Source organism: Bartonella sp. AA168HLJHH (assembly GCF_042197365.1).
Lineage (GTDB): Bacteria > Pseudomonadota > Alphaproteobacteria > Rhizobiales > Rhizobiaceae > Bartonella.
Window position 1 is genome coordinate 1 of the sequence record NZ_JBHIRS010000005.1, and the last position, 26,928, is coordinate 26,928.

The 26,928-nt window shown below is 38.0% G+C and carries 20 protein-coding genes, 2 tRNA genes and 4 pseudogenes; 25 read left to right on the plus strand and 1 reads right to left on the minus strand.

What is annotated here, in order from left to right; all coding sequences use genetic code 11:
• The 3 genes and pseudogenes from ACFINM_RS04410 to ACFINM_RS04420 form a co-directional block, all read left to right on the plus strand.
• Positions 1-344, plus strand: a pseudogene (locus ACFINM_RS04410) (filamentous hemagglutinin); the annotation flags it as partial.
• Positions 298-990, plus strand: a complete 693-nt coding sequence (locus tag ACFINM_RS04415) for an AAA family ATPase (RefSeq protein ID WP_375640700.1) — start codon at positions 298-300, stop codon at positions 988-990. The pseudogene ACFINM_RS04410 and the gene ACFINM_RS04415, both read left to right, overlap by 47 nt.
• Positions 991-1,109: 119 nt before the next feature.
• A pseudogene (locus tag ACFINM_RS04420) lies at positions 1,110-1,543 on the plus strand (XRE family transcriptional regulator).
• A gap of 34 nt (positions 1,544-1,577) precedes the next feature.
• Here the strand turns inward: ACFINM_RS04420 and ACFINM_RS04425 are convergent.
• Positions 1,578-1,653, minus strand: a tRNA-Val gene (locus ACFINM_RS04425).
• Between the two features lie 172 nt (positions 1,654-1,825).
• Here ACFINM_RS04425 and ACFINM_RS04430 point away from each other — a divergent pair.
• From ACFINM_RS04430 to mfd, 22 genes and pseudogenes are all read left to right on the plus strand, one after another.
• Positions 1,826-1,902: transfer RNA gene (locus ACFINM_RS04430), tRNA-Asp, on the plus strand.
• A gap of 297 nt (positions 1,903-2,199) precedes the next feature.
• On the plus strand, positions 2,200-2,565 hold the full coding sequence (locus tag ACFINM_RS04435) for an NADH-quinone oxidoreductase subunit A (protein ID WP_005773599.1): 366 nt from the start codon (positions 2,200-2,202) through the stop codon (positions 2,563-2,565).
• Positions 2,556-3,137 (plus strand): NuoB/complex I 20 kDa subunit family protein, encoded by a 582-nt coding sequence (locus ACFINM_RS04440; RefSeq protein ID WP_375629768.1) that lies wholly within the window; start codon positions 2,556-2,558, stop codon positions 3,135-3,137. Before ACFINM_RS04435 ends, ACFINM_RS04440 begins: the two co-directional genes overlap by 10 nt.
• Positions 3,138-3,151: 14 nt before the next feature.
• Positions 3,152-3,763 carry an NADH-quinone oxidoreductase subunit C gene (locus tag ACFINM_RS04445; RefSeq protein ID WP_375629771.1) on the plus strand — a complete coding sequence of 204 codons (612 nt, stop codon included), beginning with the start codon at positions 3,152-3,154 and terminating at the stop codon, positions 3,761-3,763.
• Between the two features lie 120 nt (positions 3,764-3,883).
• Positions 3,884-5,074, plus strand: coding sequence for an NADH-quinone oxidoreductase subunit D (locus ACFINM_RS04450; RefSeq protein ID WP_375613457.1), 1,191 nt, complete (start codon positions 3,884-3,886; stop codon positions 5,072-5,074).
• A pseudogene (nuoE, locus tag ACFINM_RS04455) lies at positions 5,074-5,764 on the plus strand (NADH-quinone oxidoreductase subunit NuoE). The gene ACFINM_RS04450 and the pseudogene nuoE overlap by 1 nt, the downstream one beginning before the upstream one ends.
• Positions 5,765-5,893: 129 nt before the next feature.
• A complete protein-coding gene (gene nuoF, locus ACFINM_RS04460; protein WP_375629774.1) occupies positions 5,894-7,198 on the plus strand; it encodes an NADH-quinone oxidoreductase subunit NuoF in 1,305 nt (434 codons plus the stop codon).
• A 68-nt stretch (positions 7,199-7,266) separates the two neighbouring features.
• Positions 7,267-9,336: an NADH-quinone oxidoreductase subunit NuoG gene (nuoG, locus tag ACFINM_RS04465; protein WP_375640706.1), complete on the plus strand. Its 2,070-nt coding sequence runs from the start codon at positions 7,267-7,269 to the stop codon at positions 9,334-9,336.
• Positions 9,337-9,358: 22 nt separating this feature from the next.
• A complete protein-coding gene (gene nuoH, locus ACFINM_RS04470) occupies positions 9,359-10,405 on the plus strand; it encodes an NADH-quinone oxidoreductase subunit NuoH (RefSeq protein WP_375629900.1) in 1,047 nt (348 codons plus the stop codon).
• A 14-nt stretch (positions 10,406-10,419) separates the two neighbouring features.
• Positions 10,420-10,911: an NADH-quinone oxidoreductase subunit NuoI gene (nuoI, locus tag ACFINM_RS04475; RefSeq protein WP_273723184.1), complete on the plus strand. Its 492-nt coding sequence runs from the start codon at positions 10,420-10,422 to the stop codon at positions 10,909-10,911.
• Positions 10,912-11,005: 94 nt separating this feature from the next.
• Positions 11,006-11,626 (plus strand): NADH-quinone oxidoreductase subunit J, encoded by a 621-nt coding sequence (locus tag ACFINM_RS04480; protein WP_375621225.1) that lies wholly within the window; start codon positions 11,006-11,008, stop codon positions 11,624-11,626.
• 14 nt (positions 11,627-11,640) lie between these two features.
• Entirely contained in the window at positions 11,641-11,949 is a 309-nt protein-coding gene (gene nuoK / locus ACFINM_RS04485) for an NADH-quinone oxidoreductase subunit NuoK (protein ID WP_273791275.1), read from the plus strand.
• Between the two features lie 6 nt (positions 11,950-11,955).
• Positions 11,956-13,920 carry an NADH-quinone oxidoreductase subunit L gene (nuoL, locus tag ACFINM_RS04490; protein ID WP_375629783.1) on the plus strand — a complete coding sequence of 655 codons (1,965 nt, stop codon included), beginning with the start codon at positions 11,956-11,958 and terminating at the stop codon, positions 13,918-13,920.
• Entirely contained in the window at positions 13,920-15,389 is a 1,470-nt protein-coding gene (locus ACFINM_RS04495; RefSeq protein WP_273791287.1) for an NADH-quinone oxidoreductase subunit M, read from the plus strand. The genes nuoL and ACFINM_RS04495 overlap by 1 nt, the downstream gene beginning before the upstream one ends.
• A 17-nt stretch (positions 15,390-15,406) precedes the next feature.
• Positions 15,407-16,861, plus strand: a complete 1,455-nt coding sequence (gene nuoN, locus ACFINM_RS04500; RefSeq protein WP_375640709.1) for an NADH-quinone oxidoreductase subunit NuoN — start codon at positions 15,407-15,409, stop codon at positions 16,859-16,861.
• Positions 16,861-17,671 (plus strand): annotated as a pseudogene (locus ACFINM_RS04505) (biotin--[acetyl-CoA-carboxylase] ligase). The gene nuoN and the pseudogene ACFINM_RS04505 overlap by 1 nt, the downstream one beginning before the upstream one ends.
• 45 nt (positions 17,672-17,716) lie before the next feature.
• A complete protein-coding gene (locus tag ACFINM_RS04510) occupies positions 17,717-19,393 on the plus strand; it encodes a ribonuclease J (protein ID WP_375621228.1) in 1,677 nt (558 codons plus the stop codon).
• Positions 19,394-19,596: 203 nt separating this feature from the next.
• Positions 19,597-20,922, plus strand: coding sequence for a proline--tRNA ligase (gene proS, locus ACFINM_RS04515; protein ID WP_375640715.1), 1,326 nt, complete (start codon positions 19,597-19,599; stop codon positions 20,920-20,922).
• Between the two features lie 11 nt (positions 20,923-20,933).
• Positions 20,934-22,202, plus strand: a complete 1,269-nt coding sequence (locus tag ACFINM_RS04520) for a lipoprotein-releasing ABC transporter permease subunit (protein ID WP_375640720.1) — start codon at positions 20,934-20,936, stop codon at positions 22,200-22,202.
• The gene (locus ACFINM_RS04525; protein WP_375640725.1) at positions 22,202-22,882 is read left to right on the plus strand and encodes an ABC transporter ATP-binding protein; all 681 of its coding nucleotides are present in this window, start codon (positions 22,202-22,204) and stop codon (positions 22,880-22,882) included. Before ACFINM_RS04520 ends, ACFINM_RS04525 begins: the two co-directional genes overlap by 1 nt.
• Before the next feature lie 65 nt (positions 22,883-22,947).
• Positions 22,948-23,235: a succinate dehydrogenase assembly factor 2 gene (locus ACFINM_RS04530; RefSeq protein WP_375621232.1), complete on the plus strand. Its 288-nt coding sequence runs from the start codon at positions 22,948-22,950 to the stop codon at positions 23,233-23,235.
• 5 nt (positions 23,236-23,240) lie between these two features.
• On the plus strand, positions 23,241-26,729 hold the full coding sequence (gene mfd / locus ACFINM_RS04535; protein ID WP_375640730.1) for a transcription-repair coupling factor: 3,489 nt from the start codon (positions 23,241-23,243) through the stop codon (positions 26,727-26,729).
• The last annotated feature ends 199 nt before the right edge of the window (positions 26,730-26,928 follow it).

Consider the following 26,928-nt stretch of genomic DNA (forward strand, 5'->3'; position numbering starts at 1 on the left):
AAGAAGGTGTTCACGGTATAGCCAACGAAAACACGACTATCAATCTCTATGGACCAGCCTTTAATGTTTTAGTTGCATCCGGTCTGTTAGGTTATGTGAGTGATGGCAAACAAACCATTGTTGGTTTTGATGGGCATAGATATGACTTTGTAAGCAGAATTATTGGCGGCAATGGCTATACTTATGAGACAATACCTGCTGGTAGTAACGTTTTGACAGAATGGTGGAGAGTGGTCATGAATCCCATAAGTCCCCATACTTGTCTTGGAGATGCGAGTCCAAAATGTCGCTATAATTATGGCTCATCCAATCGAGTGCAAAATAAGAAAAAATCTTGGTATTAGTTTTCAGGAAGATATTGTCGATTGTGATGACAACGATGCTGTTAAGCAGCGTATAGGATTGATCAATGGTTATTTGAAGTCAGTAGTGAAGGAAGGTTGGGTGGATATTACTGAAGGGAAGAGCCTTTTTGATGATTGTATAATAGAAAAATTTAATAGTGATCACGATACTGTCAGTGGTTTTGTAGATTATTGTTTACAAATTAAAGCAAATAACCTCTTTTTTTATTTACATGAGAGAAGTAAAGGGTTTCGTTGGTTTTTTTGTTTTAAAGTTCTTACAGAAGTTCGCAGGCATAGAAGCAAAAATGGAATAGTTTTTTTATTGGATGAGCCAGCAAATAATTTACATATTCATCCACAGAGAAAAATATTAAGCTCCTTACAAACGTTATCGAGCATAAAGGGCAATAAAGTAATTTATTCGACGCATTCCCCTTATCTTATTAACGACGATAATTTGGATAATTTGTTTACCGTACGTAATGAAGCAAATGATTTTGAAGCGCCTCGAATTGTTTGTGAAAGATTTCTGGAATTAACTACATCTACTGAAGAAACTGTGAGGGCTGTTGAGCCTATTGTTCACAAAACATGGATTACACACCTTGGAACAGGAGCTGATTGGATTATAAAAAAAATTTAATGGAGTTGCTGCTAATGCAAAGAAGGTAAATCACATTGCTGATTGCGTGAAACATATTATTGGTGGATAATTTTCTCAGTTTATGCCGTAAAGCTTATACCCTTACGCGTTTTATTTAAATGCTTACACCCTTTGGTAAAATTTTACGGAAACTTCGCATTGATCACTCCAAACGCCTCTTAGATATGGCTAAGAAATTAGACATATCTGTAGGATTTTTATCTTCTGTCGAGATTAGCAAAAAATCTGTTCCTGTAGGACTGGAGGAAAAGATCATAGAGCTTTATAGTTTAGATCAAGAGGTAGCAGAAATTTTGAAAAGAGAATCGGATTCTTATTGTAAAAGTTTCACTATAAAGTCTTCTGATACATTTAGATGTGAAGCTGTTGGTATGTTTGCTAGACTGATAAACATTATTTCACAAGAAGATTTAGAACTATTAAAAAATTGTTAGAGAAAGCTGGCAAAAAGAATGCGCTTTGTAAAGAAAAGAATAAAAATCATATTCCCCTAACTTTATTTAGGCATCCCTTATCTTTTAAAAATATATGAAGAATCAAAAACTTAATAGGAATATAAAGCTATATGGTGGGCGATGAGAGACTCGAACTCCCGACATCCTCGGTGTAAACGAGGCGCTCTACCAGCTGAGCTAATCGCCCAATGCAATGATCAGCCATTGAATGGAGAATCTTTAAGGAAAAATTTTTCTAAACGCAAGAATAAAGATGGTATTTGATAATTTTTTTTAAAAATGCATAATCCTTCTTGACATAAACGCATGAACCCCTTACACGACCGCTTGTACCAAATTAAATTGGTTCGAAAAAATGCGCGGGTGTAGCTCAGTTGGTTAGAGTGCTGGCCTGTCACGCCGGAGGTCGCGGGTTCGAGCCCCGTCACTCGCGCCATTTCGTGATTCCTTATGAAATTTCCTTTTTAAAATATCCATATGCTATGAGTGATGTGGTGGAGTGTTTGATTGGGAATAAATATGTTTTTTCTTTCTTTTTATATGGTTTATAAGAATAGGGCTTGCGTCTTTCTTTGCTCTGCGTTACCTATGCCGATAAGAAAAGTATCGCTCTGTATGCCTTTGAAGCAGTATGAATAGAGTTAATAGAGCGATTGTTAAATTTGTCTGTTTGGTCTCGCAATATTGAATCATTGTGTTAAACTCAGGCATTTCGTTACGATGGAAGAGGGTTATGGCTTATTTATTGAGCTCTTATTTGCCAGTCTTGATTTTCATTATTGTGTCAGCGGTTATTGCTGGAGTTTTGTTGATTACACCTTACATTGTAGCATATCGTTCCCCCGATCCTGAAAAATTATCGGCTTATGAATGTGGGTTTAATTCATTTAGTGATGCACGCATGAAGTTTGATATTCGTTTCTATTTGGTGTCAATTTTATTTATTATTTTTGATCTTGAAGTTGCATTTCTTTTTCCTTGGGCTGTTTCATTCGAATCAATAGGTATGTTTGGCTTTTGGTCGATGATTGTGTTTTTAGCGATTTTGACTATTGGATTTATATATGAATGGAAAAAAGGAGCCCTTGAATGGAATTAATATCTAATAATTCAACGATTGAGGCTCCAAAACCAAAAGGAATCATTGATCCAAATACTGGTGGGCTGATAGGATCTGACGATAAGTTTTTTCGTGATATCAATGCTGAATTATCAGATAAGGGGTTTTTAGTTACCTCGGCAGATGCTTTGATTACTTGGGCACGTACCGGTTCTTTAATGTGGATGAGTTTTGGTTTGGCTTGTTGTGCTATCGAAATGATGCAATGCTCAATGCCTCATTATGATAATGAGCGTTTTGGATATGCACCACGAGCTTCACCCCGCCAGTCAGATGTGATGGTGGTGGCAGGTACTCTAACAAATAAGATGGCTCCTGCTTTAAGAAAAGTGTACGATCAGATGCCAGAGCCACGTTATGTGATTTCTATGGGATCATGTGCAAACGGTGGGGGATATTATCATTATTCCTATTCAGTAGTGCGGGGATGTGATCGTATCGTGCCTGTCGATATATATGTCCCAGGGTGTCCACCTACAGCAGAGGCATTATTATACGGCATATTGTTGCTACAGAAAAAAATCCGTCGTACCGGATCCATAGAGCGATAGAGAGTTTTCTTGTCATGGTGGATGAAACATTGGTTGAGCTTGCTGCTTATTTGGAAAACAAATTAAAAAATAAGCTTGAAGAGACTGTTCTTGCTTTTGGTGAATTGACCATTGTGGCACGTCTTGATGCAATTATCGATGTCTTAATGTTTGTTCGTGATGATTCTCGCTGTCAATTTATTAATCTTACAGACATTAGTGGTGTGGATTATCCTTTTCGCGATAAGCGCTTTGATGTTTCTTACCAATTGTTATCTCCTCGTGAGAATTTACGCTTACGTGTAAAAGTTCGTACGGATGAAAATACTCCTGTTGCTTCAGCTTGTACGGTTTATCCTGGCGCAGAGTGGTATGAACGTGAAACGTATGATATGTATGGGGTTTTATTTTCAGGACACCCGGATTTGAGACGGATTTTAACAGATTATGGGTTTGAAGGATATCCTTTACGCAAAGACTTTCCTGTGACAGGATTTGTTGAATGCCGTTATGATAATGAAGCAAAGAGGGTGATTTATGAGCCTGTTGTTTTGCGTCAAGAGATGCGTAATTTTGATTTTCTTTCTCCTTGGGAAGGAGGACAGTATACTTTGCCATGTGATGGGAAAGCAGATGAAAAAAAATAATATTGGTTTTGATAAGGCATTATATTAGAGTACTGTATTTCTTAAATAATTAAATATTTTTTAGCGTGATAGATTTTTTGATATTTGATATGAAGTTTTTTAAAAAGCAAGGGGTTGATTGTGGCTGAGGTCAATGTTCGAAACTTTAATATCAATTTTGGTCCGCAGCATCCTGCCGCGCATGGGGTTTTGCGCATGGTTCTGGAGCTGGACGGTGAAGTTGTTGAGCGTGTAGATCCACATATTGGGTTGTTGCATCGCGGTACTGAAAAATTAATGGAAACAAAGACTTATCTCCAAGCTGGTCCTTATCTAGATCGTTTGGATTATGTTGCTCCTATGAATCAGGAACATGCTTTTGTTCTTGCTATTGAAAAGTTATTAGATATAAAAGTTCCTAAAAGAGGGCAATTAATACGTGTTTTGTTTTCTGAAATTGGGCGTATTCTTAATCATTTGCTTAATGTAACGACACAGGCAATGGATGTTGGTGCTTTAACACCACCGCTTTGGGGATTTGAGCAACGTGAAAGATTGATGATTTTTTATGAGCGTGCCTGTGGTGCTCGTCTTCATGCAAATTATTTTCGTCCTGGTGGCGTGCATCAAGATTTACCAGAATCTTTAGTTGAGGATATTGGTGATTTTATTGATCCATTTCTTGTTTCTCTCGGAAAACTTGATGCGCTTGTGACCCCAAATCGGATTTTTAAGCAGCGTAATGTGGATATTGGCGTTGTAAGTATTGATGAAGCTTGGGCACGCGGTTTTTCTGGGGTTATGATTCGTGGAGCTGGTGTTCCATGGGATTTGCGTAAAAGTCAGCCTTATGAATGTTACGATGAAATGGAATTCGATATTCCTATAGGTAAAAATAGCGATTGTTATGATCGCTATCTTATTCGTATGGAAGAAATGCGTCAATCAGCGAAAATTATGCGCCAATGTGTGGAACGTTTACTGAGTACTGAAAAAAATGGACCGGTTTCGAGCTTGGATCGCAAAATTGTACCACCGACGCGGAGTGAAATGAAAAGCTCGATGGAAGCACTGATTCATCACTTTAAACTCTATACGGAAGGTTTTCATACACCTCCTGGAGAAGTATATGTTGCTGTGGAAGCTCCGAAGGGTGAGTTTGGTGTTTATCTTGTTTCTGATGGAACCAATAAGCCTTATCGTGTCAAGTTGCGTGCTCCTGGGTTTGCTCATCTCCAAGCTATGGATTTTTTAACCAGAGGTCATATGTTAGCAGATGCTACAGCTATTTTGGGTTCGATTGATATTGTTTTTGGGGAGGTTGATCGCTAATGTCCGTACGCCGTCTTGCAGATGATGTTTATCAGCCCGCTGAGTTTTCTTTTACAAAAGAAAATCAGATATGGGTAAAAAATACCATAAAAAAATATCCTGCAGGGCGTGAGCAGTCTGCTGTAATTCCATTATTAATGCGTGCTCAAGAGCAAGATGGTTGGGTGACACGTGCAGCGATTGAGCATATTGCTCAGATTCTTTCCATGGCTTATATCCGTGTCTTAGAAGTTGCTACTTTTTATACTCAGTTTCAGCTTAAGCCTGTTGGAACAAAAGCGCATATTCAAGTTTGTGGTACAACGCCTTGTATGTTACGTGGTTCTGACGAATTGATTAAAGTTTGTCAGAAAAAAATTCATCATGAACCTTTTGCGACCAATCAGGATGGAACCTTATCATGGGAAGAGGTGGAGTGTCTTGGTGCTTGTGTGAATGCTCCGATGGTTATGATTTTTAAAGATACTTATGAAGATCTTACAGCTGAACGCCTTGAAGAAATTATTGATGCATTTGAAGCAGGTAAGGGTTCTGAGATAGCGGTTGGTCCGCAAAATAGTCGTAAATCGTCGGAACCGATTAGTGGTTTAACTTCTCTTATTGATGATGAGAAAGAAAAAAAGATCTCTCAAGTCTTCACCAAAAAAGGATAAGGAAAGAATGGGGAACATAATTAAGTATTTTTCTTGAGAAAATATTTTATTATTCTACCCATGACGGCAACATTTAACGAAAAGTAAGAAGTCTTGAAAAGATATTTAAAAACTGCATTTGAGGAAAAGCGGAAAATGCTATGGGTAATAGAAAAAAAGGTGGGGTATGCTAGCTGATAAAGATCGTATCTTCACCAATATTTATGGTTTAAAAGACAAATCATTAAAGGCTGCGATGTTGCGTGGGCATTGGAATGGTCTGAAAGAAATGATTGACAAAGGTCGTGATTGGGTCATTGATGAAGTGAAGGCATCGGGTTTACGCGGTCGTGGTGGTGCTGGTTTTCCTACTGGAATGAAGTGGTCCTTTATGCCAAAGCAGAATGATGGGCGTCCTCATTATTTGGTTGTCAATGCCGATGAATCTGAACCTGGAACTTGTAAAGACCGTGATATTTTACGTCATGACCCCCACACTTTGATTGAAGGATGTGCAATCGCTACTTTTGCTATGGGAGCCAATGTTGCTTTTATTTATATTCGTGGTGAATATATTCGTGAACGTGAAGCGCTTCAAGCTGCCGTTGATGAATGCTATGATGCGGGTTTACTTGGTAAAAAAACGAAATATGGGCATGCTTGTGATATTGTTATTCATCATGGAGCTGGTGCTTATATTTGTGGTGAAGAAACGGCTCTTCTTGAAAGTCTTGAGGGAAAAAAGGGACAACCTCGGCTTAAACCACCATTTCCTGCCAATATGGGGATTTATGGCTGTCCAACAACAGTAAATAATGTAGAGTCTATTGCCGTTGTTCCAACGATTTTGCGGCGGGGTGCTTCGTGGTTTTCATCAATCGGACGAGCAAATAATGTTGGAACGAAATTATTTATGGTTTCAGGGCATGTTAATGCACCTTGTACATTTGAAGACGCTCTTGGTGTTTCATTCCGTGAATTAATTGAAAAACATACGGGTGGTGTTCGTGGTGGATGGAATAATCTTTTAGCAGTTATTCCAGGGGGGGCTTCTTGTCCAGTCGTTCGTGGTGAGGATATGATCGATGCGATCATGGATTTTGATGGGATGAGAGATGTCGGGTCTTCTTTTGGCACAGGGGGAATGATTGTTATGGATAAATCAACCGATATTATCAAGGCAATTTGGCGTATAGCTGCTTTTTTCAAGCACGAGAGTTGTGGTCAGTGTACACCGTGTCGTGAGGGGACGGGATGGATGATGCGTCTTTTAGGGCGTATGGTTGAGGGAAGAGCGCAAAAACGCGAGATTGATCTTTTGTTTGAAGTGTCTAAACAGGTTGAAGGACACACTATTTGTGCGCTTGGTGATGCTGCCGCATGGCCTGTACAGGGGTTGATACGTAATTTTCGTCCGGAAATCGAGCGTAGAATTGATGAATACACGCGAAATGTAGTCCAAAGCAAAAATATTGCTTTAGAAGCGGTTTAATAAAGGATTTTGTTTTAAGAGCAACCGAATGCAAATTTTAAGTGGGTTATCCGCAGGTTGGATGGGTGATGATAAATATCAAAGTTGATGGCAAAGAGATTGAAGTTCCTGATTACTACACTTTGCTTCAGGCTGCTGAGGCGGCTGGGGCAGAAATTCCACGTTTTTGTTTTCATGAATCTTTGTCAATTGCTGGAAATTGTCGTATGTGTTTAGTTGAGGTTAAGGGTGGTCCATCAAAACCTCAGGCTTCTTGTGCTATGGGGGTTCGTGATTTACGATTGGGGCCTAACGGTGAGGCACCTGAGATTTTTACCAATACACCGATGGTAAAAAAAGCACGTGAAGGTGTTATGGAATTTCTTCTCATTAATCATCCTTTGGATTGTCCAGTGTGTGATCAAGGGGGAGAGTGTGATCTTCAAGATCAAGCAATGCTTTATGGACGAGATTGTTCTCGTTATACAGAAAATAAACGTGCTGTAGAAGATAAATATATTGGACCTCTCGTCAAAACTGTTATGACACGGTGTATTCATTGTACACGGTGTGTTCGTTTTACAACGGAAGTTGCAGGTATTTCTGAGCTTGGTTTGATCGGTCGTGGTGAAGATGCTGAAATTACGACGTATCTTGAAAAAGCTATGACATCTGAATTACAGGGAAATGTTATTGATCTTTGTCCAGTGGGAGCTCTAACTTCAAAACCTTATGCGTTTCATGCCCGTCCGTGGGAATTGGTAAAAACGGAATCGATTGATGTGATGGATGCGCTTGGTAGTGCTATCCGTATTGATAGCCGCGGCCGTGAAGTTATGCGGATTATGCCGCGTACGAATGAAGATGTAAATGAGGAATGGATTTCTGATAAAACGCGTTTTATTTGGGATGGATTACGGACTCAGCGGCTTGATAAGCCATATGTACGCAAAGATGGAAAGCTTCAACCTGTCAGTTGGACAGAAGCTTTTGCAAAAATTAAAATGGTAATCTCTAAAATTTTTCCAGAAAAAATTGGAGCCATTGCGGGGGATCTTGCTTCTGTTGAAGAAATGTATGCCCTTAAAGCATTATTGAGTTCTTTGGGCTCAACGCTTTTTGATTGTCGTCAAAGAGGGGGGGCTTTATCGCCAGAGTTTGGGCGCTCGAGTTATATTTTTAATCCTACAATTGTAGGTATTGAACAGGCTGATGCACTGCTTATTGTGGGATCTAATCCACGTCATGAAGCAGCTGTTTTAAATGCGCGTATTTTAAAGCGCCAACGGATGGGCAATTTTCCTATTGCATTAATTGGAGAGAAAGTCGATTTACGTTATCCTTATTCTTACCTTGGATCTGGGAGTGATACATTAACGACACTTATTCGTGGAGAGGATGTTTTTTTTAATGTCTTAAAAGAAGCGAAGAGGCCCCTTATTCTTATCGGAGAGGGAGCGGTTTCAGGAAGTGAAGGTTTATCGGTTTTAAAAAGTCTTGCTAAATTAGCTGATAATATAGGTGCTCTTAGTGAGACATGGAATGGGTTTGGGGTTCTTCATAATGCAGCATCGATTGTTGGAGGGTTGGACATAGGCTTTACTTCTAAGCTTGGGGTTGCAAATATACTTAAAACCTGTGAAGTTCTATTTTTGCTTGGTGCTGATGAAGTAGAATTAGCCAATACAAAAGCTTTTACAGTTTATATTGGGAGCCATGGTGATAATGGTGCACATGCTGCTGACGTTATTTTGCCTGCATCTGCTTACACTGAAAAATCAGGGCTTTATGTGAATACAGAAGGACGTGTTCAAATGACAAATCGGGCTGGTTTTGCTCCAGGTGAAGCAAAAGAAGATTGGGCTATTTTGCGTGCTTTATCGGATATTTTAGGACAAAAGCTCCCTTTTGATTCTCTTTCTCAATTAAGGCAATGCTTGTTTAATGATTATCCACACCTTTGTGCTGTTGATGATATAGTGCCTTCTGATATAAGTGATCTTAAGGCGCTTGGTTCAAAAATGGTTTCTCTCGAGAGTCAAGCATTTACTTCTATGGTTAAAGATTTTTATTTAACAAATCCGATAGCACGTGCTTCTGCTGTTATGGCTGAATGTTCATCTCTTGCAAAAAAACGTGCTATACAAACAGTAAAGTAAGGGCAAAGGAAAAGGAATAATGATGTATGATTTCTTTATGACTTGGCTGTTGCCATTACTCATTATAATCGGAAAAACACTTCTTCTTTTGGTCGTTCTTTTGGTCTTAGTTGCTTATCTTCTTTATGCCGATAGAAAAATTTGGGCAGCGGTACAATTGCGTCGTGGACCAAACGTTGTTGGACCATGGGGTTTGTTACAGTCTTTTGCAGATTTAATTAAATTTGTTGTGAAAGAACCTATTATCCCAGCAGGTGCAAATAAGGGGGTTTTTCTTTTGGCTCCTTTTGTTTCAGCGACACTTGCTTTATCAACTTGGGCTGTTATTCCTGTCAATGAGGGCTGGGAGGTTGCAAAGATTAATGTTGGCTTGCTTTATATTTTAGCCATTTCATCTCTTGAAGTTTATGGTGTTATTATGGGGGGATGGGCATCAAATTCAAAATATCCTTTCTTAGGAGCTCTTCGTTCGGCGGCACAAATGGTTTCTTATGAAGTTTCCATTGGTTTTGTGCTTGTGACTGTCATTTTAATAAGTGGTTCGTTAGATCTCACAACAATTGTTTTTAAACAAACGCACGGGCTTGGTACAACTCTTGGTCTTCCTTTTAACAGTTTTCTCGATTGGAATTGGTTGGTCCTTTTTCCAATGTTTATTATATTTTTTATTTCTGCGCTTGCAGAGACAAACCGTCCTCCATTCGATTTGGTGGAAGCAGAATCTGAACTTGTTGCTGGTCATATGGTAGAATATTCTTCAACGCCTTACATGCTCTTCTTTCTAGGTGAATATGTTGCGATTGTTTTAATGTGCGCATTAACAACCATTCTATTTTTAGGCGGTTGGCTGCCTCCCTTAGATGTTTGGTGGCTTAATTGGGTTCCTGGTATCATTTGGTTTGTTTTAAAAGTCTGTTTTGTATTTTTTTGGTTTGCTATGGTCAAAGCATTTGTTCCACGTTATCGCTATGATCAGCTCATGCGGCTTGGTTGGAAGGTTTTTCTTCCTCTCTCACTAACAATGGTTGTGATAACTGCTGCTTTTTTAAAGTTTACGGATTTCGTTTAAGAGGAGATTTTACGATGTCAGGTTTTATTCAGGCGGCAAAGTCACTTCTTCTATTGGAATTTGTGAGTGCTTTTTTCTTAGCTATGCGTCAATTTTTTTCACCAAAACCCACGATTAATTATCCTTATGAAAAAGGTTTTGTATCTCAGCGTTTTCGCGGTGAGCATGCATTGCGTCGCTATCCAAATGGTGAAGAACGGTGTATTGCTTGTAAATTATGTGAAGCGATTTGTCCTGCTCAAGCGATTACAATTGAAGCTGGGCCACGGCGCAATGATGGTACACGTAGAACTGTCCGTTATGATATAGACATGGTTAAATGTATTTACTGTGGTTTTTGTCAAGAAGCCTGTCCGGTTGAAGCTATTGTCGAAGGTCCAAATTTTGAGTTTGCGACGGAAACACGTGAAGAACTTTATTATGATAAAGAAAAACTTTTATTGAATGGAGATCGCTGGGAGCGAGAAATTGCTCGAAATATATTGATGGATGCGCCTTATCGTTAAGTGTATCGTTAAATGAGGTGTCGGATATTTTTCCGATAAATTGTAATCTGGTATGAAGTTTATACCAATTGTTTGAATAATTAAGGAGAAGCCTATGCTAACAGATCTAGCGGCGGCATTTTTCTATTTGTTTGCTTTTATTATGCTAACAAGTGCAGTTATTGTTATTACAGCACGCAATCCAGTGCATTCTGTTTTGTTTTTAATCCTCGCATTTTTTAATGCAGCAGCTTTGTTTTTACTTGCAGGAGCAGAGTTTTTGGGGCTTATTCTGCTTGTTGTTTATGTTGGAGCTGTCGCTGTTTTATTTTTATTTGTCGTTATGATGCTTGATGTTGATTTTGCTGAGTTAAAGAGTGGAACTCTTCGGTATGCTCCGATTGGGGCTCTTATTGGCATTATTATCGCTGTAGAATTGATTGTTGTTTTTATGAGTAGCTATTTTTCTCCAGTCTTGAGAACGCATGTTACGCAACCAATGCCAGATTTAGCGCAGCGAACAAATACACAAGCATTAGGTGATATTCTCTATACGGATTATGTTTTCTATTTTCAAATTGCTGGAATGATTTTATTGGTTGCAATGATTGGAGCTATTGTTTTAACACTTCGTCATAAATTAGGAGTAAAGCGGCAATCTATTGCGGAGCAAGTTTCTAGAACGGTAGAAAGTGCCATTGAAATCAAACAAGTTGAATCAGGCAAAGGTATGTAAGGGGGGCTATGTAGATGTATATTGATATTACACATTATCTCACTGTTTCTGCTTTGATGTTTACAATTGGTATTGCTGGAATTTTTCTCAACAGAAAAAATGTGATTATTATCTTGATGTCCATTGAGCTTATATTGCTTTCAGTTAATCTCAATTTTGTTGCATTTTCAGCATTTCTTCATGATCTCGTTGGTCAGGTATTCGCTTTATTTGTCTTAACCGTAGCAGCTGCTGAAGCTGCCATTGGTTTAGCAATTCTGGTCGTTTTTTTCCGTAATCGTGGTTCCATTGCGGTTGAAGATGTTAATGTAATGAAAGGCTAACCAGTGATGTATTATACGATTGTCTTTCTTCCGCTTTTGGGTTTTTTAATTGCTGCACTAGGTGGAAAAACGATAGGAGATCGTGCGAGTGAATTGATAACATGTAGCTTTATGGTTGTTGTTGCCATATTATCGTGGATAGCATTTTTCAGTATTGCACTTGGTCATATTCCAGCGATTGATGTATTGGTATTACATTGGATGACTGTTGGTGACTTAAGCTTTAATTGGGCTTTACATGTTGATACATTAACAGCTGTCATGCTTATTGTTGTAAACAGTGTTTCGGCATTGGTGCATATTTATTCAATTGGTTATATGCACCATGACCCTTCAAGGTCTCGTTTTTTTTCTTATCTTTCTTTGTTTACATTTATGATGCTTATGTTGGTCACATCCAATAATTTGATTCAGATGTTTTTTGGATGGGAAGGTGTCGGACTTGCTTCTTATTTACTCATTGGTTTTTGGTTTCAGCGCGATTCTGCTAATAAGGCCGCAATGAAAGCTTTTGTAGTTAACCGTGTTGGAGACTTTGGTTTTCTCTTAGGAATCTTTAGTATTTTTGTTTTGTTCCAATCGGTTGATTTTGCCTCTATTTTTGCAAAAGCTGCCGACAAGAGCTTTATACAAAATATGACATTTTTAGATTGGCAATTTGATGGGCAGACGGCAATTACCATTACATGTCTTTTATTATTTATTGGTGCGATGGGAAAATCCGCACAATTTCTTTTACATACTTGGCTGCCTGATGCAATGGAAGGACCAACCCCTGTATCAGCGCTTATTCATGCCGCTACAATGGTAACGGCTGGTGTTTTTATGGTTGCGCGTATGTCGCCAATTTTTGAACTTTCTTCAACTGCTTTGACCGTGATTATTATTGTTGGTGCAACAACAGCGTTTTTTGCAGCAACTGTGGGGTTGGTGCAGAACGATATTAAGCGTGTTATTGCTTATTCTACATGCTCTCAACTTGGTTATATGTTTGTGGCATTAGGTGTTGGAGCTTATGGCGCTGCTGTCTTTCATCTTTTTACGCATGCTTTTTTTAAAGCCTTATTGTTTCTTGGTGCAGGTTCTGTGATTCATGCTGTATCTGATGAACAAGATATGCGAAAAATGGGTGGGTTACGCAAACATATAAAGGTCACCTATTGGATGATGATGGTCGGGACCATTGCCTTGACCGGTGTTGGAATTCCAGGAACACTTTTCGGGACTGCAGGTTTTTTCTCAAAAGATGCGATTATAGAGTCTGCTTTTGCATCTCATAATATTGCTTCAGGATATGCTTTTTATCTTCTTGTTTTTGCTGCCTTTTTAACAAGTTTCTATTCATGGCGACTTATCTTTATGACATTCCATGGTAAACCACGGGCAACAGTTGATGTGATGCATCATGTTCATGAATCGCCTCCAGTTATGTTGATTCCACTCTTTCTTTTATCTATTGGAGCAATATTTTCTGGTGTCGTTTTCCAACCTTACTTTTTTGGTGACTTGTATAATGCTTTTTGGAAGGGAGCATTATTTACAAGCAGCCATAATCATATTCTTCATGATGCTCACCATGTTTTTAATTGGGTAAAATGGTCGCCTTTTATAGCAATGATTCTTGGGTTTATGTTGGCTTATTTATTTTATATTGTGGCTCCCTCTCTTCCCAAGAAAATGGCGCGTATTATGCCAGGAGTGTATCACTTTCTTTACCAAAAGTGGTATTTCGATCAATTATATAACTTTTTATTTGTTCGTCCTACCTTTAGAATTGGTTCTTTTCTTTGGAAAGTGGGAGACGGTAAGATTATTGATGGTCTAGGTCCCAATGGTATTGCAGCGCGTGTTGTTGATATTACAAATAGAGTTGTTCGAATGCAAACAGGCTATCTTTACCACTATGCATTTGCAATGCTTATCGGCGTTGCATTGCTCATTACATGGATGATGATCGGGGGCGTAAACTAATGACCGATTGGCCTATTCTTTCTACGGTTACATTTTTGCCGCTTGTTGGTGTTCTTCTGATTTTGTTTATCAAAGATGATAGTGAAGTAGCACGCCATAATATACGTAATGTCGCATTTTTTACGACTCTATTTGTTTTTATTATTTCTTTAATTATTTGGATAGGATTTGATTCTAGCAACCAAAATTTTCAAATGGTTGAAAAATCCAGTTGGTTAGGGGGGGGTATTAGCTATCATATGGGGGTCGATGGTATTTCTATTCTTTTTGTTGTTCTCTCGGCTTTTCTTTTGCCTTTCTGTATTTTAGCAAGTTGGGAGAATGTTAAAGAAAGATTAAAAGCCTATATGATTGCGTTTCTTCTTCTAGAAGTTGCGATTATTGGTGTTTTTTGTGCTCTTGATGCAATGCTATTCTATGTTTTTTTTGAAGGCAGCCTCATTCCAATGTTTATCATTATAGGTGTATGGGGAGGAGCACGTCGTGTTTATGCAAGTATAAAGTTTTTCTTATATACTTTACTTGGTTCAGTGCTTATGCTGGTTGCTCTTATGGTTATGTATTGGGAGGCTGGGACACTTGATATACCAACTTTACTCAATTATCAGTTTCCTGCTCATATGCAAATATGGCTATGGCTTGCATTTTTTGCTTCTTTCGCAGTTAAAATGCCAATGTGGCCAGTTCATACATGGCTCCCTGATGCTCACGTAGAAGCACCGACAGCGGGTTCTGTTATTTTAGCTGGTGTCTTACTTAAATTAGGTGGGTATGGTTTTCTTCGTTTTTCTTTGCCTATGTTTCCTATCGCTTCAGCAGATTTTGCGCCTTTTGTTTTCACATTATCGCTTATCGCTATTATTTATACATCACTGGTTGCACTTGTTCAAAGTGACATCAAAAAACTTATTGCATATTCCTCAATAGCGCATATGGGATATGTAACGATGGGTATTTTTGCTGCGAATGAACAGGGGATACAAGGGGCTATTTATCAGATGCTATCCCATGGAATTGTTTCAGCAGCATTGTTTCTTTGTGTTGGGGTTATCTATGATCGCTTGCATACACGTGAAATTTCAGCGTTTGGTGGTTTAGTGAATAATATGCCTAAATATGCTGTTGTTTTCTTAATTTTCACCATGGCAAATGTTGGTTTGCCTGGAAGCTCAGGATTTTTGGGTGAATTTTTAACCTTAATAGGTGTTTTTCAAGTAAATAAATTGGTTGTTGTTTTAGCAACAACAGGTGTTATCTTATCGGCAGCCTATGCCCTTTATCTTTATCGGCGTGTGGTTTTTGGTTCCTTGGATAAAGAGAATTTAAAAGTATTAATAGATCTTTCTTTAAGAGAAAAATTTCTCCTTTATCCAATGGTTATTCTTACAATATTCTTTGGTATCTATCCAACGCCTATTCTTAAGGCAACGGCGTTTTCCGTAGAAACCCTCATCAATAAACTGCACTAGATAAGGGAAGAATGCACATGCAAACTGAAATAATAGCGCAATTAGTCTTAATTCTTCCAGAGCTTTTAATTGCATTAGGAGCTGTCGTGCTGCTTATGATTGGTGTTTATTCCAATACACGTGCTTCTTTAACAGTGACAGGTTTAGCCATAGCAATTCTTGTGGCAACCATTATTATTCTTATAATTTTTCCGAAAAATGGTTCATTTCAAACCAATGCGCTCGTTATCGATTCCTTTAGTCGTTATATGAAAATTTTAATGCTTATTGGTGCACTCTTTTCTCTTATCATGTCTGTTGGTTTTGCCAATGCACAAAAGTTTAATATATTTGAGTTTCCAGTACTTGTTCTTTTAGCAACCCTTGGAATGATGTTTATGATTTCAGCGGGTAATATGCTGTCGCTTTATATGGGGTTAGAGCTGCAATCTTTAGCTTTATATGTTTTAGCAGCGATTAATCGTAATAATGTAAAATCTTCTGAAGCCGGTATAAAATACTTTGTTTTAGGAGCATTATCTTCAGGTTTGCTTCTTTATGGTATTTCTTTGCTTTATGGTTTTACCGGTCAAATTGGTTTTCACGAAATTGCTCTTGCTTTAAAAGGCAAAAATGTACAATTGGGGGTCATTTTTGGAATTGTCTTTATTTTAGCTGGTTTGGCTTTCAAAATTTCTGCTGTTCCGTTTCATATGTGGACACCTGATGTTTATGAAGGAGCGCCCACACCGATTACAGCATTTTTTGCTGGTGCCCCTAAAGTTGCTGCAATGGCTTTAATCATCCGTATTATTGTGGTGACCTTTATTCCCCTAGGGCGTGTTGATAACGTGATGCCTGCATGGCAACAAATTTTGGTGTTCATGGCGATTGCATCAATGATACTGGGTGCTTTTGCTGCAATCGGTCAGAATAATATTAAGCGCTTAATGGCTTATTCGTCGATCAGTCATATGGGGTATGCACTTGTTGGTTTATCTGCTGGAGATATGCTTGGGATAAAAAGTGTTATCCTTTATATGACTATTTATCTTGGAATGACGCTTGGTTCATTTGCCTTTATTCTTGGAATGCGCTCTCAGAATGGAAATGTTGAAAATATTTATGATCTTTCAGGGTTAGCAAAGACGAATCCGTTTATGGCTGTTGTGATGACAATACAGCTTTTCTCTTTAGCCAGTATACCACCTATGGCTGGTTTTTTTGGAAAGTGGTATACCTTTTCCGCTGCTGTCCACGCTGGACTTACGCCACTTGCTGTCGTTGGGATGATAACGTCTGTCGTTGGGGCTTTTTACTATTTGCGAGTCATTAAAATTATGTGGTTTGATGATGCACAAGCGCATTTTGTTGCTTTATCGAAAGAGCTTCAATTTTGTCTTGGTCTTTCTGTATTCTTTATTTTATTTTACGCGCTTTTTGGAGTTTGGTTCGCTGAGCTAGCAGAAAAAGCAGCAACAGCATTGTTTTAATGAATATGGTTTATACTTTATCAGATTTTGCACAAAAACAGGGATACACTGTTGAAGCGTACGATAGTGTTGATTCAACAAATCTCATTGCGCAACGAAAAGCGCAAACTGGTCATCAAGGTAATCTTTGGATTGTTGCACAAGAACAATCACAGGGAAGAGCAAGAAGAGGGAGGACTTGGTCTAGTCCAAAAGGGAACCTTTATTCTAGTCTTTTATTAATTGATGATATTGTTCATCAAACTGCGGCTCAACTTGGTTTTGTTGCTGGAGTAAGTGTGGCAGAGGCAATAAAACAATTGATAAAAGAGGAAAAGCAGACAAACAATATTGTGAGCTTAAAATGGCCAAACGATATTTTGCTCAGAGGAGAAAAAAGCTCTGGAGTTTTGCTTGAGATTTTAAAATTGTCATCACAACAATATGCCTTGGTTATTGGTATTGGAATAAATGTGAAATATAATTATGAAGATGCGCCCTATTCCACTTCAAGCTTAAAGAATATCGGTTTGCATATTGATGCAGAACAATTATTTACGGTTTTGACGGAGTGTTTTTCTAAAAATTACCTTCTTTGGAAACAACCAAAAGGATGTGAAATAATCCGAAAAAAATGGCTTTTATACTCCGCTCATCTTGGGAAATATGTCAAAGTGGTGAATGATGAAAAAGTCATTGAGGGTATTTTTGATGGTCTTGATAGTGATTTTAACTGCATCATAAAGCAAAAAGACGGTCAGACAGCAATTATAACAGCTGGGGATGTTCATTTTGGTTTGGCTGATTCTGTCTAATGCAGGCCGTTGTTGAAAAATTATTTTATCATCAAATACCTTAATGATTTGGGAGATGTTTATGGTTGCAGCCAATAAGAATGAATTTGTTTTTTTACCTCTGGGAGGTGTAGGTGAGATAGGGATGAATTTAGCTGCTTACGGATTTGGTCCCCAAAGTCTTCGTGAATGGCTGCTGGTTGATATGGGGGTTAGTTTTGCTGGTTCTGAATTACCAGGTGTCGATCTTGTTTTGCCTGATATTCGTTTTCTAGAAAGTGAAAAACACAATATACGGGGTCTTGTTTTAACACATGCACATGAAGATCATTATGGGGCCGTTCTTGATTTATGTCCAAAGTTACAAGTACCAATTTACTGTACGCCTTTTACGGCAGGATTATTGGAAACTAAAAAACAATTAGATTTTGAATCTCAAAAAATTTTACTCAATATTTTTCAAGCTGGTGATTGTTTTCAGGTAGGTTCCTTTGCTGTAGAGGCTATAGCCGTTAACCATTCAATACCAGAATCTGTATCTTTAGCAATTACAACCTCTTTGGGGACTGTGATTCATACTGGTGATTGGAAAATTGATCATACCCCTTCACTCGGGGCTGTAACCGATGAAAAAAGATTTCGTGCTTTAGGCAAAAAAGGTATTTTAGCATTACTTTGTGATTCCACAAATGCATGTCGGGATGGTATCTCTCCTTCAGAACAGCAAGTTCAAGCCAGTCTTTCAGAGATTATTTCTAAAGCTGAAGGGCGCGTTGCGATAGCAACTTTTTCTTCTAATATTGGTCGGATACGTTCTATTGCTCTTGCAGCTGAAGCTGCTGGACGTAAGGTGCTTGTCATTGGGCGTTCCCTTAAGCGAAGTATTATGGTTGCACAAGAGCTTGGTTATATGAATGATTTAGCACCATTTGTAACGGAAGATGATTATGGCTACATCTCGCGAAAAGATCTTGTTTTAATTGTCACAGGGAGCCAAGGTGAGCCATGTGCTGCTTTGGCTAAACTGTCACGTGATGGAATGAAAAATATTGCACTTTCCGCTGGTGATACCGTTATTTATTCATCACGAAGTATTCCAGGAAACGAAAAAGCGATTATTGAGGTACAAAATCGTTTCATTGATTTGGGTATTAAAATTATTACGAATGAAGATGCACTTGTTCATGTTTCAGGTCATCCCCGTCGTTCAGAACTTTTACAGATGTATGATTGGATAAAGCCACAAATACTTGTCCCTGTACATGGGGAAGCAATGCATCTTAAGGCTCAGGCAATTTTAGCACGTCAAGCGGGTATTAAAACTGTTATGGATATCAGAAATGGCTATATGTTACGTCTTGCACCAGAGCCTGTAGAAGTTATTGATCAAGTTCCTGTTGGCCGCATCTATAAGGATGGTTGCTTAATTGGAGATGAAGATGAATTAGGGATTCGTGAACGCCGTAAACTAAGTTATGCTGGTCATGTTACTATTTCTCTCCATATAAATAGTAAGCATGAATTATTAGGGGATATAGGTCTAACAACATTCGGGTTACCTGAAAGTAATGGAAAGGGGGAAAGTTTAAAAGATATTCTTTTAGATATCGTAGAAAACACAGTTTATAATATCCCACGCATGAAACAGAAAAATAATGAACTTATTCGAGAGGCAACACGACGTGCAGTAAGAGCGGCTGTTCATGAAATTTGGCAAAAAAAACCTATCTGTACAGTTTTTTTACATCGGTCAAAATAAAAGAACTTTTCTATTACGTTATTAAAAAAGAGAAGAGCATTTTTATTTTATTGCTAAATAAGAAAAATAGAGAATAAAGCACAATAAATTTTTAAATGATAAGATCGTTATATTTGCAAGTATTCAGAATGCGGCTATAGATGAATAGAGGGTGTGATAAATTGTTCCGATATGATATATCTGATTAGGAGTTAATTATTTCAATGCGTCTTTCTCAATATTTCCTTCCACTTTTAAAAGAGAATCCTAAAGAAGCAGAAATTGTTTCTCATCGCTTCATGTTGCGCGCTGGAATGATTCGACAACAAACATCAGGGATTTATTCTTGGCTTCCTTTGGGAAAAAAAGTGCTTGATAAAGTTTGTAAAATTATTCGTGAAGAGCAAGAACGTGCGGGTGCAATAGAAATATTGATGCCTACAATTCAGTCTGCTGATCTTTGGCGTGAAAGCGGTCGTTATGATGATTATGGTTTGGAAATGCTCCGCATTAAAGATCGTCAAAAGCGTGATTTACTTTACGGTCCAACCAATGAAGAGATGATAACAGATATTTTTCGCTCTTATGTTCGTTCTTATAAAGATCTTCCGCTTAATTTATATCATATTCAATGGAAATTTCGTGATGAAATTCGTCCACGTTTTGGTGTGATGCGAGCACGAGAATTTTTAATGAAAGATGCTTATTCTTTTGATCTTGATTATGAAGGCTCTGAAACATCTTATAATCGTATGTTTGTTGCTTATTTACGCACTTTTTCTCGCCTTGGCTTAAAAGCAATTCCTATGCGTGCAGATACAGGTCCAATAGGGGGGGAACTCAGTCATGAATTTATCATTTTGGCTGAAACAGGAGAGAGTGTTATCTTCTGTGATAAACAATTTCTTGAACTTACCATTCCTGATAGTTCAATCGATTTTAGTGATAAAGCTGTTTTAGATGATATTGTTAAGCAATGGACATCTTTTTATGCAGCAACGGAAGAAATGCATAATGAAGAGGAGTGGGCTAAAGTTTCTGATCATAATCGTCTTTCAGCGCGTGGTATTGAAGTAGGGCATATTTTCCACTTTGGTACTAAATATTCTACTCCAATGGGAGCAAAAGTTATGGGACAAGATGGAAAAGAGCATGTGGTCTCTATGGGATCTTATGGTATTGGGCCTTCGCGTCTTGTTGCGGCCGCTATTGAGGCTTCTCATGATGAAAATGGTATTATTTGGCCAAAGTCGATGGCACCGTTTGATTTTGGGATTATCAATATGAAGCCCGATGATGAAAAATGCACACAGGCATGTGAGTTTCTCTATCAGGGATTAAAGAAGGTTGGTTTTGATCCGTTATTAGATGATAGAAATGAACGCCCTGGATCAAAATTTGCAACAATGGATTTGATTGGTTTGCCAACGCAAATCATTGTTGGTCCTAACAGCATTGCACAAAATGAAGTTGAAATTAAAGATCGAAAAACAGGAATAAAAAAATCTCTAAAGGTTGAAGATGTGCTCAGCCAACTTTCTATAATTTAATAGGAAATATTATGAAGAGGCTGAAAAACAAATGCTTTTCATCTTATGAGTGGATGATCGCTTTTCGTTATATGATTCCCAATAAAAAACATGTCGTTGCATCTGTTATTTCAATTATTTCTCTTATTGGGATTATGTTGGGGGTATTTGCTCTGGTTGTTGTTATGGCGGTGATGAATGGCTTTCGTACAGAACTTCTCAATCGTATTCTTGGTATGAATGGGCATCTTATTATTCAAACAGTTGATTCTGGTTTTTCTGATTATAAGACTCTTATTTCTTCTTTAGAAACTACAAATGGTGTGAAGTTTGCTTTACCTGTTATTGAAGGTCAAGCGCTTGTTCAAGGTGAAGTTCAAGGTGGCTCTGGCGCGTTAGTTCGTGGTATGCGCAAACAAGATCTAGAAAAGCTTAAAACAGTCTCTCAAAACATTAAATTAGGATCGATTTCTCGGTTTGATCAAGAAGAAGGTGTTGCAATTGGAAGTGGCTTAGCAGAAAAATTAGGACTGACAGTTGGAAGAGATATTCGTATTATTACTCCAGATGGTGATGAGACTCCTTTTGGCGTTACCCCACGTGTGAAAGCTTATAAAGTCGTTGCTATTTTTGAAGTTGGTATGTCTGAATATGATTCAATATTTATCTTTATGCCTCTCCATGAAGCACAAATGTTTTTTAATTTGGGAGATAAGGTTCAGTCTTTAGAATTATTTCTAAATGATCCTGATGCTGTTGATCAAATAAAACCTGTTGTAGAAAAAGCAGTTGATCAACAGGTCTATTTAATTGATTGGCGTACACGCAATCAGGCTTTTTTTTCAGCCTTACAGATTGAACGAAATGTTATGTTTTTCATTCTTTCTCTGATCGTTCTTGTTGCTGCTTTAAATATTATTTCAGGGCTGATTATGCTTGTAAAAGATAAAAGTCATGATATTGCAATTTTACGCACGATGGGGGCTCAACAGAGTGCGATTTTGCGTATATTTATCATTACAGGAATGATGATTGGTTTTATTGGAACTATATTGGGGTTAGTTTTAGGTGTTATCGCGACCGCGAATATTAATCATATCCAAGATTTTATATCTTGGTTATTTAATGTCGACGTTTTTAATCCTCAACTTTATTTTTTAACAAAATTGCCTGCACAAATTGAGTGGAAACAGACCATCTTGGTTGCTATGATGGCTTTATTCTTGTCGTTTCTTGCTGCTCTCATTCCGGCATGGCGTGCTGCTAAGCTAGATCCCGTACAAGCTTTGAGGTATGAATAATGACAGCTATTTTAGAGCTTGTAGAGATTGAAAGACACTTTTTCGAGGGTCATAAGCCGCTCATTGTTTTAGATAAAGCGAATTTTACTCTTAATCGTGGAGAGCTTGTTGCACTTGTTGCACCATCTGGTGCTGGAAAATCAACACTTCTTCATATTGCTGGATTATTAGAAAAACCAACCGCTGGTGATGTGATGTTACGAGGTGTTTCTTGTGCAAAGCGTTCTGATAGTGAGCGAACAGCTATAAGACGAAATGATATTGGTTTTGTTTATCAATTTCATCATTTACTTCCAGAGTTTACGGCGTTAGAAAATGTCATGATACCGCAAATGATAGCAGGATTAAAAAAATCCATAGCAGAAGATCGTGCGTGCAAATTATTAACGTATCTGCGTATTTCTCATCGTGCGAACCATCGTCCCTCAGAGTTATCGGGAGGAGAACAACAACGTGTTGCTATTGCACGTGCAGTAGCAAATGGCCCTTCGGTTCTTTTGGCTGATGAACCTACAGGAAATCTTGATCCAGTAACTTCAGCTTATGTCTTTCAAGCTTTATCTATCCTTGTTCGTCAGTCTGGTCTTTCTGCTCTTATTGCAACACATAATTACGCTTTGGCTAAGCAAATGCATCGTCGAATTACACTTAAAGAACAAAAGATTATAGAACTTCCTTAAAGCAAGGTAAAAACTTTATACGACTAATTGAATAGTTTATATTACTTTATTCAAGGAGATTTTTTATGACAGTTTTTGTCGTTGACAAAAATCAATTAGATGCTCGTCGTCGTCGGTTGATTTTTCGTGCATGGCATCGCGGTATTCGTGAAATGGATCTCATTTTTGGGCATTATGTTGATGCTCATATCACTGAGATGAATGATAAAACGCTCTCTGAGCTTGAGTATATTATGTCTTTTGATGACCGTGATTTACTCACATGGATCACTGGAGAAATTTTGCCCCCCACTGAGGTCGATAGTCCACTTTTTCGTGATATTGCTAATTATCGTTTTTGCTTAAGTTATTGATTCCAATGCCTATATTTAAAAAAATTGTTATTCCCAAAAATAATTCTGTTCGTATGATTTTAGATGGCGTTACTGATGGATTTGAAGCCTTTGCGCTTGCTAAATTAAGTTCAGAAATTGCACAAGGTAAACCGCTCCTCTATGTTGTCCGTGACGGAACAAAAATTGCGCATTTACAACAAGTTTTAAATTTTATTGAACCCAATTTACCCGTACTTCAATTTCCTGCATGGGATTGTTTGCCTTATGATCGCGTATCACCAGGAATTGCTGTTATGGCACGTCGACTATCAACATTGGCACACATAGCAAATTTACGGAAAGATCCATATTCTGCAATTATATTAACAACAGCAAATGCAATTATGCAAAAGTTGCCTCCTCGTGAAATGATAGAAGCTCAGCTTATTCACGCACGTGTTGGCCAGCGCAATAACATGGGAAATCTTATTCAATTTCTAGAAACCAATGGTTTTGAACGCGTTACGGTTGTCCGTGATATTGGTGAGTTTGCTGTAAGAGGAGGAATACTTGATATCTTTTCTCCGATGGATGTTGAACCTTTACGCCTTGATTTTTTTGGAGATACCCTAGAAAGTATCCGCGTATTTGATCCAGAAAGTCAAAGGACAACAGGCCAAAAAACTGAACTTTTATTACAGGCAATGAGTGAGGTTGCTCTTACACCAGAACGCATCAGTCGTTTTAAAAGCAATTATACCCGTACATTTGGTGTATCACAAAAAAATAACATGCTTTATGAAGCAATTTCTCAAGGTCGGCGTTTTGCCGGTATGGAACATTGGCTTCCATTTTTTTATGAAAACCTTGATAGCTTTTTTGATCATTGTGGCAATTTACCGATAGTTTTTGAGCATCTCATAGAAGAAGTTTTCATTGAGCGCTATCGTCTTATTGAAGACTATTATAATGCACGCAAAGAGCGCGAAAGTGATGAAAAAAATTCTACTTCTTATCATCCAATAGATCCTAGTCTTTTTTATTTAACGCCAGAGCGTGTTTTGGAAGGTGCGCAACAATCTTCACAGCGTATTGATTTTTCTCCTTTTAATGTTCCACAAAGTTTGGAACAAACTGTTATTCACACAAATGTTAAACAAGGATATGATTTTGTAAAAGAGCGTAATGCGCAGGAAAAAAATGTTTTTTCAAGTGTTATTGATCATATCGCATCTTTACGCGCTGCTGGTAAAAAAGTGCTTTTAGCGTGTTGGAGTGAAGGATCTCTCAATCGTTTGTTACAAGTTCTCGATGAGCATGGATTGAAAAAAATAGATGTTGCAAAATCTTTGCAAACAGTCAAAGCAACACCTCGAGATCGCATATTAGCAGCTGTTATCATGATAGAACATGGTTTTGTGGCTGAAGATTTGGCTATTATTGCAGAGCAAGATATCCTTGGCGATCGTTTTATAAGATCGCCAAAGCGGCGTAAGAATAATACAAATTTTATTTCTGAAATTTCTGCTTTAAATTCTGGTGATATTATTGTGCATATCGACCACGGTATTGGCCAATTTGTTGGTCTTAAAACCATCAGAACCACTGGAATTTTACGAGACTGCCTTGAAATTAGATATGCTGGAGGTGATTTACTCTTTTTACCTGTTGAAAATATTGAGCTTCTCTCACGTTATGGCTCAGAAGGAACAGAGGTAACTTTAGATAAATTAGGAGGTGTTGCTTGGCAAGCACGTAAAGCTCGGCTTAAAAAACATTTATTGGAAATGGCAGGGCAATTAATCCGTATAGCTGCAGAGCGTATGACTCGTGCTGCGCCTGCTTTACTTCCACCAATTGGACCATTTGATGAGTTTGTTGCTTGCTTTCCCTATGAAGAAACGGAAGATCAAATGAATGCAATTGATGCTGTTTTGGACGATCTAGCCTCAGGCAAGCCGATGGATCGCTTGATATGCGGTGATGTTGGTTTTGGAAAAACTGAAGTAGCCATTCGAAGTGCTTTTGTTGCAGCATTAAATGGATATCAGGTTGCTGTTGTTGTACCGACAACTTTGCTTTCACGTCAACATTACAAAACATTTATTTCGCGTTTTCAAGGATTACCGGTTAAAATTGGACATGCTTCGAGGCTTGTAAAAGCGAAAGAACTTGCACGAGTAAAAAAAGGTGTTTCAGATGGTACAATCGATATTGTCATTGGAACCCATGCATTATTAAGTGGTGCAGTTAATTTTTTACGGTTAGGCCTTCTTATCATTGATGAGGAACAGCATTTTGGTGTCAAACACAAAGAGCGTTTAAAAGAGCTTAAAAGTGATATTCATGTTCTCACACTTTCAGCAACTCCCATACCACGCACTTTAGGGTTAGCTTTATCGGGTGTACGTGAACTTTCATTGATAACAACCCCCCCCATTGATAGAATGGCGGTTCGTACTTTTATTTCACCCTTTGATGCACTTGTTATACGAGAGACCCTGCTTCGAGAATATTATCGTGGTGGACAAAGTTTCTATGTTTGTCCTCGTATTTCAGATTTAGCTTTTGTAGAAGAATATCTCAAAACACATGTGCCAGAACTGAAATTCGTTGTGGCTCATGGACAAATGCCGGCTGGACAACTTGATGATATCATGAATGCATTTTATGATGGACAATATGATGTGCTGCTCTCAACAACCATTATTGAATCAGGTCTTGATATTCCAACAGCAAATACCCTAATTGTGCATCGTGCTGAGATGTTTGGCCTTTCTGCCCTTTATCAGTTACGTGGTAGGGTAGGACGTTCAAAACAACGTGCTTATGCTCTCTTTACATTTCCTGCTGGTAAAGTTTTAACAACTGCTGCTGATCGCCGTCTTAAAGTGTTACAATCTCTTGACACCTTAGGGGCCGGTTTTCAATTGGCAAGCCATGACATGGATATCCGCGGTTCAGGCAATTTTTTAGGTGAAGAGCAATCGGGGCATATCAAAGAAGTTGGATTTGAACTCTATCAAAAAATGCTTGAAGAAGCTGTTGCTGAATTAAAAGATGGAGAGCTAAATGAAGATAAGCAATGGTCTCCTCAAATTTCCCTTGGTACAACAGTTATGATACCAGAAAGTTTCGTGCCTGACTTATCATTACGTATGGGACTTTATCGTCGTTTAACAGAACTTGATGATTTAGAACAAATTGATGAATTTGCAGCGGAATTAATTGATCGCTTTGGTCCTTTGCCCCTTGAGGTTCAACATCTTCTTAAAGTCTTTCATATTAAAACATTGTGTCGAAAAGCACATGTAGAAAAATTAGATGTTGGACCAAAGGGGATTGTCATACAGTTTCGTAATAACTATTTCGCAAATAGTGTTGCTCTTGTTCAGTGGGTGGGAAAACAAGGTACAATGGCAAAAATTCGACCAGATCAAAGTATTGCTCTTATTCGTGATTGGTCCTCAGCGGATGAAAGGCTTGTTGGAGCAGCGAATATTATGACACAGCTTGTCGAAATGGCAGAATAACATTCTGTTTAAAAAATTTCTTTATTGTTTCAGAACTGTTACTCATTTTTATAAAATCATTCTGAATAAACTTTAAGTTTATAATAAAGAACCTTTTATATATTTATTTGGTTGTTATTATATACGTATTGATATAATGAAGAAAATAGATTAGACGGTTTAACTGCAATAAATAGCACTTTCAATATAATAAGCTAAT

Coding starts and splice junctions, on each gene's coding strand:
- ACFINM_RS04415 (WP_375640700.1), top strand. CDS start 298: ATGGCTCATCCAATCGAGTGCAAAATAAGAAAAAATCTTGGTATTAGT.
- ACFINM_RS04435 (WP_005773599.1), top strand. CDS start 2,200: ATGGCTTATTTATTGAGCTCTTATTTGCCAGTCTTGATTTTCATTATT.
- ACFINM_RS04440 (WP_375629768.1), top strand. CDS start 2,556: ATGGAATTAATATCTAATAATTCAACGATTGAGGCTCCAAAACCAAAA.
- ACFINM_RS04445 (WP_375629771.1), top strand. CDS start 3,152: ATGGTGGATGAAACATTGGTTGAGCTTGCTGCTTATTTGGAAAACAAA.
- nuoF (WP_375629774.1), top strand. CDS start 5,894: ATGCTAGCTGATAAAGATCGTATCTTCACCAATATTTATGGTTTAAAA.
- nuoG (WP_375640706.1), top strand. CDS start 7,267: ATGATAAATATCAAAGTTGATGGCAAAGAGATTGAAGTTCCTGATTAC.
- nuoH (WP_375629900.1), top strand. CDS start 9,359: ATGTATGATTTCTTTATGACTTGGCTGTTGCCATTACTCATTATAATC.
- nuoI (WP_273723184.1), top strand. CDS start 10,420: ATGTCAGGTTTTATTCAGGCGGCAAAGTCACTTCTTCTATTGGAATTT.
- ACFINM_RS04480 (WP_375621225.1), top strand. CDS start 11,006: ATGCTAACAGATCTAGCGGCGGCATTTTTCTATTTGTTTGCTTTTATT.
- nuoK (WP_273791275.1), top strand. CDS start 11,641: ATGTATATTGATATTACACATTATCTCACTGTTTCTGCTTTGATGTTT.
- nuoL (WP_375629783.1), top strand. CDS start 11,956: ATGTATTATACGATTGTCTTTCTTCCGCTTTTGGGTTTTTTAATTGCT.
- ACFINM_RS04495 (WP_273791287.1), top strand. CDS start 13,920: ATGACCGATTGGCCTATTCTTTCTACGGTTACATTTTTGCCGCTTGTT.
- nuoN (WP_375640709.1), top strand. CDS start 15,407: ATGCAAACTGAAATAATAGCGCAATTAGTCTTAATTCTTCCAGAGCTT.
- ACFINM_RS04510 (WP_375621228.1), top strand. CDS start 17,717: ATGGTTGCAGCCAATAAGAATGAATTTGTTTTTTTACCTCTGGGAGGT.
- proS (WP_375640715.1), top strand. CDS start 19,597: ATGCGTCTTTCTCAATATTTCCTTCCACTTTTAAAAGAGAATCCTAAA.
- ACFINM_RS04520 (WP_375640720.1), top strand. CDS start 20,934: ATGAAGAGGCTGAAAAACAAATGCTTTTCATCTTATGAGTGGATGATC.
- ACFINM_RS04525 (WP_375640725.1), top strand. CDS start 22,202: ATGACAGCTATTTTAGAGCTTGTAGAGATTGAAAGACACTTTTTCGAG.
- ACFINM_RS04530 (WP_375621232.1), top strand. CDS start 22,948: ATGACAGTTTTTGTCGTTGACAAAAATCAATTAGATGCTCGTCGTCGT.
- mfd (WP_375640730.1), top strand. CDS start 23,241: ATGCCTATATTTAAAAAAATTGTTATTCCCAAAAATAATTCTGTTCGT.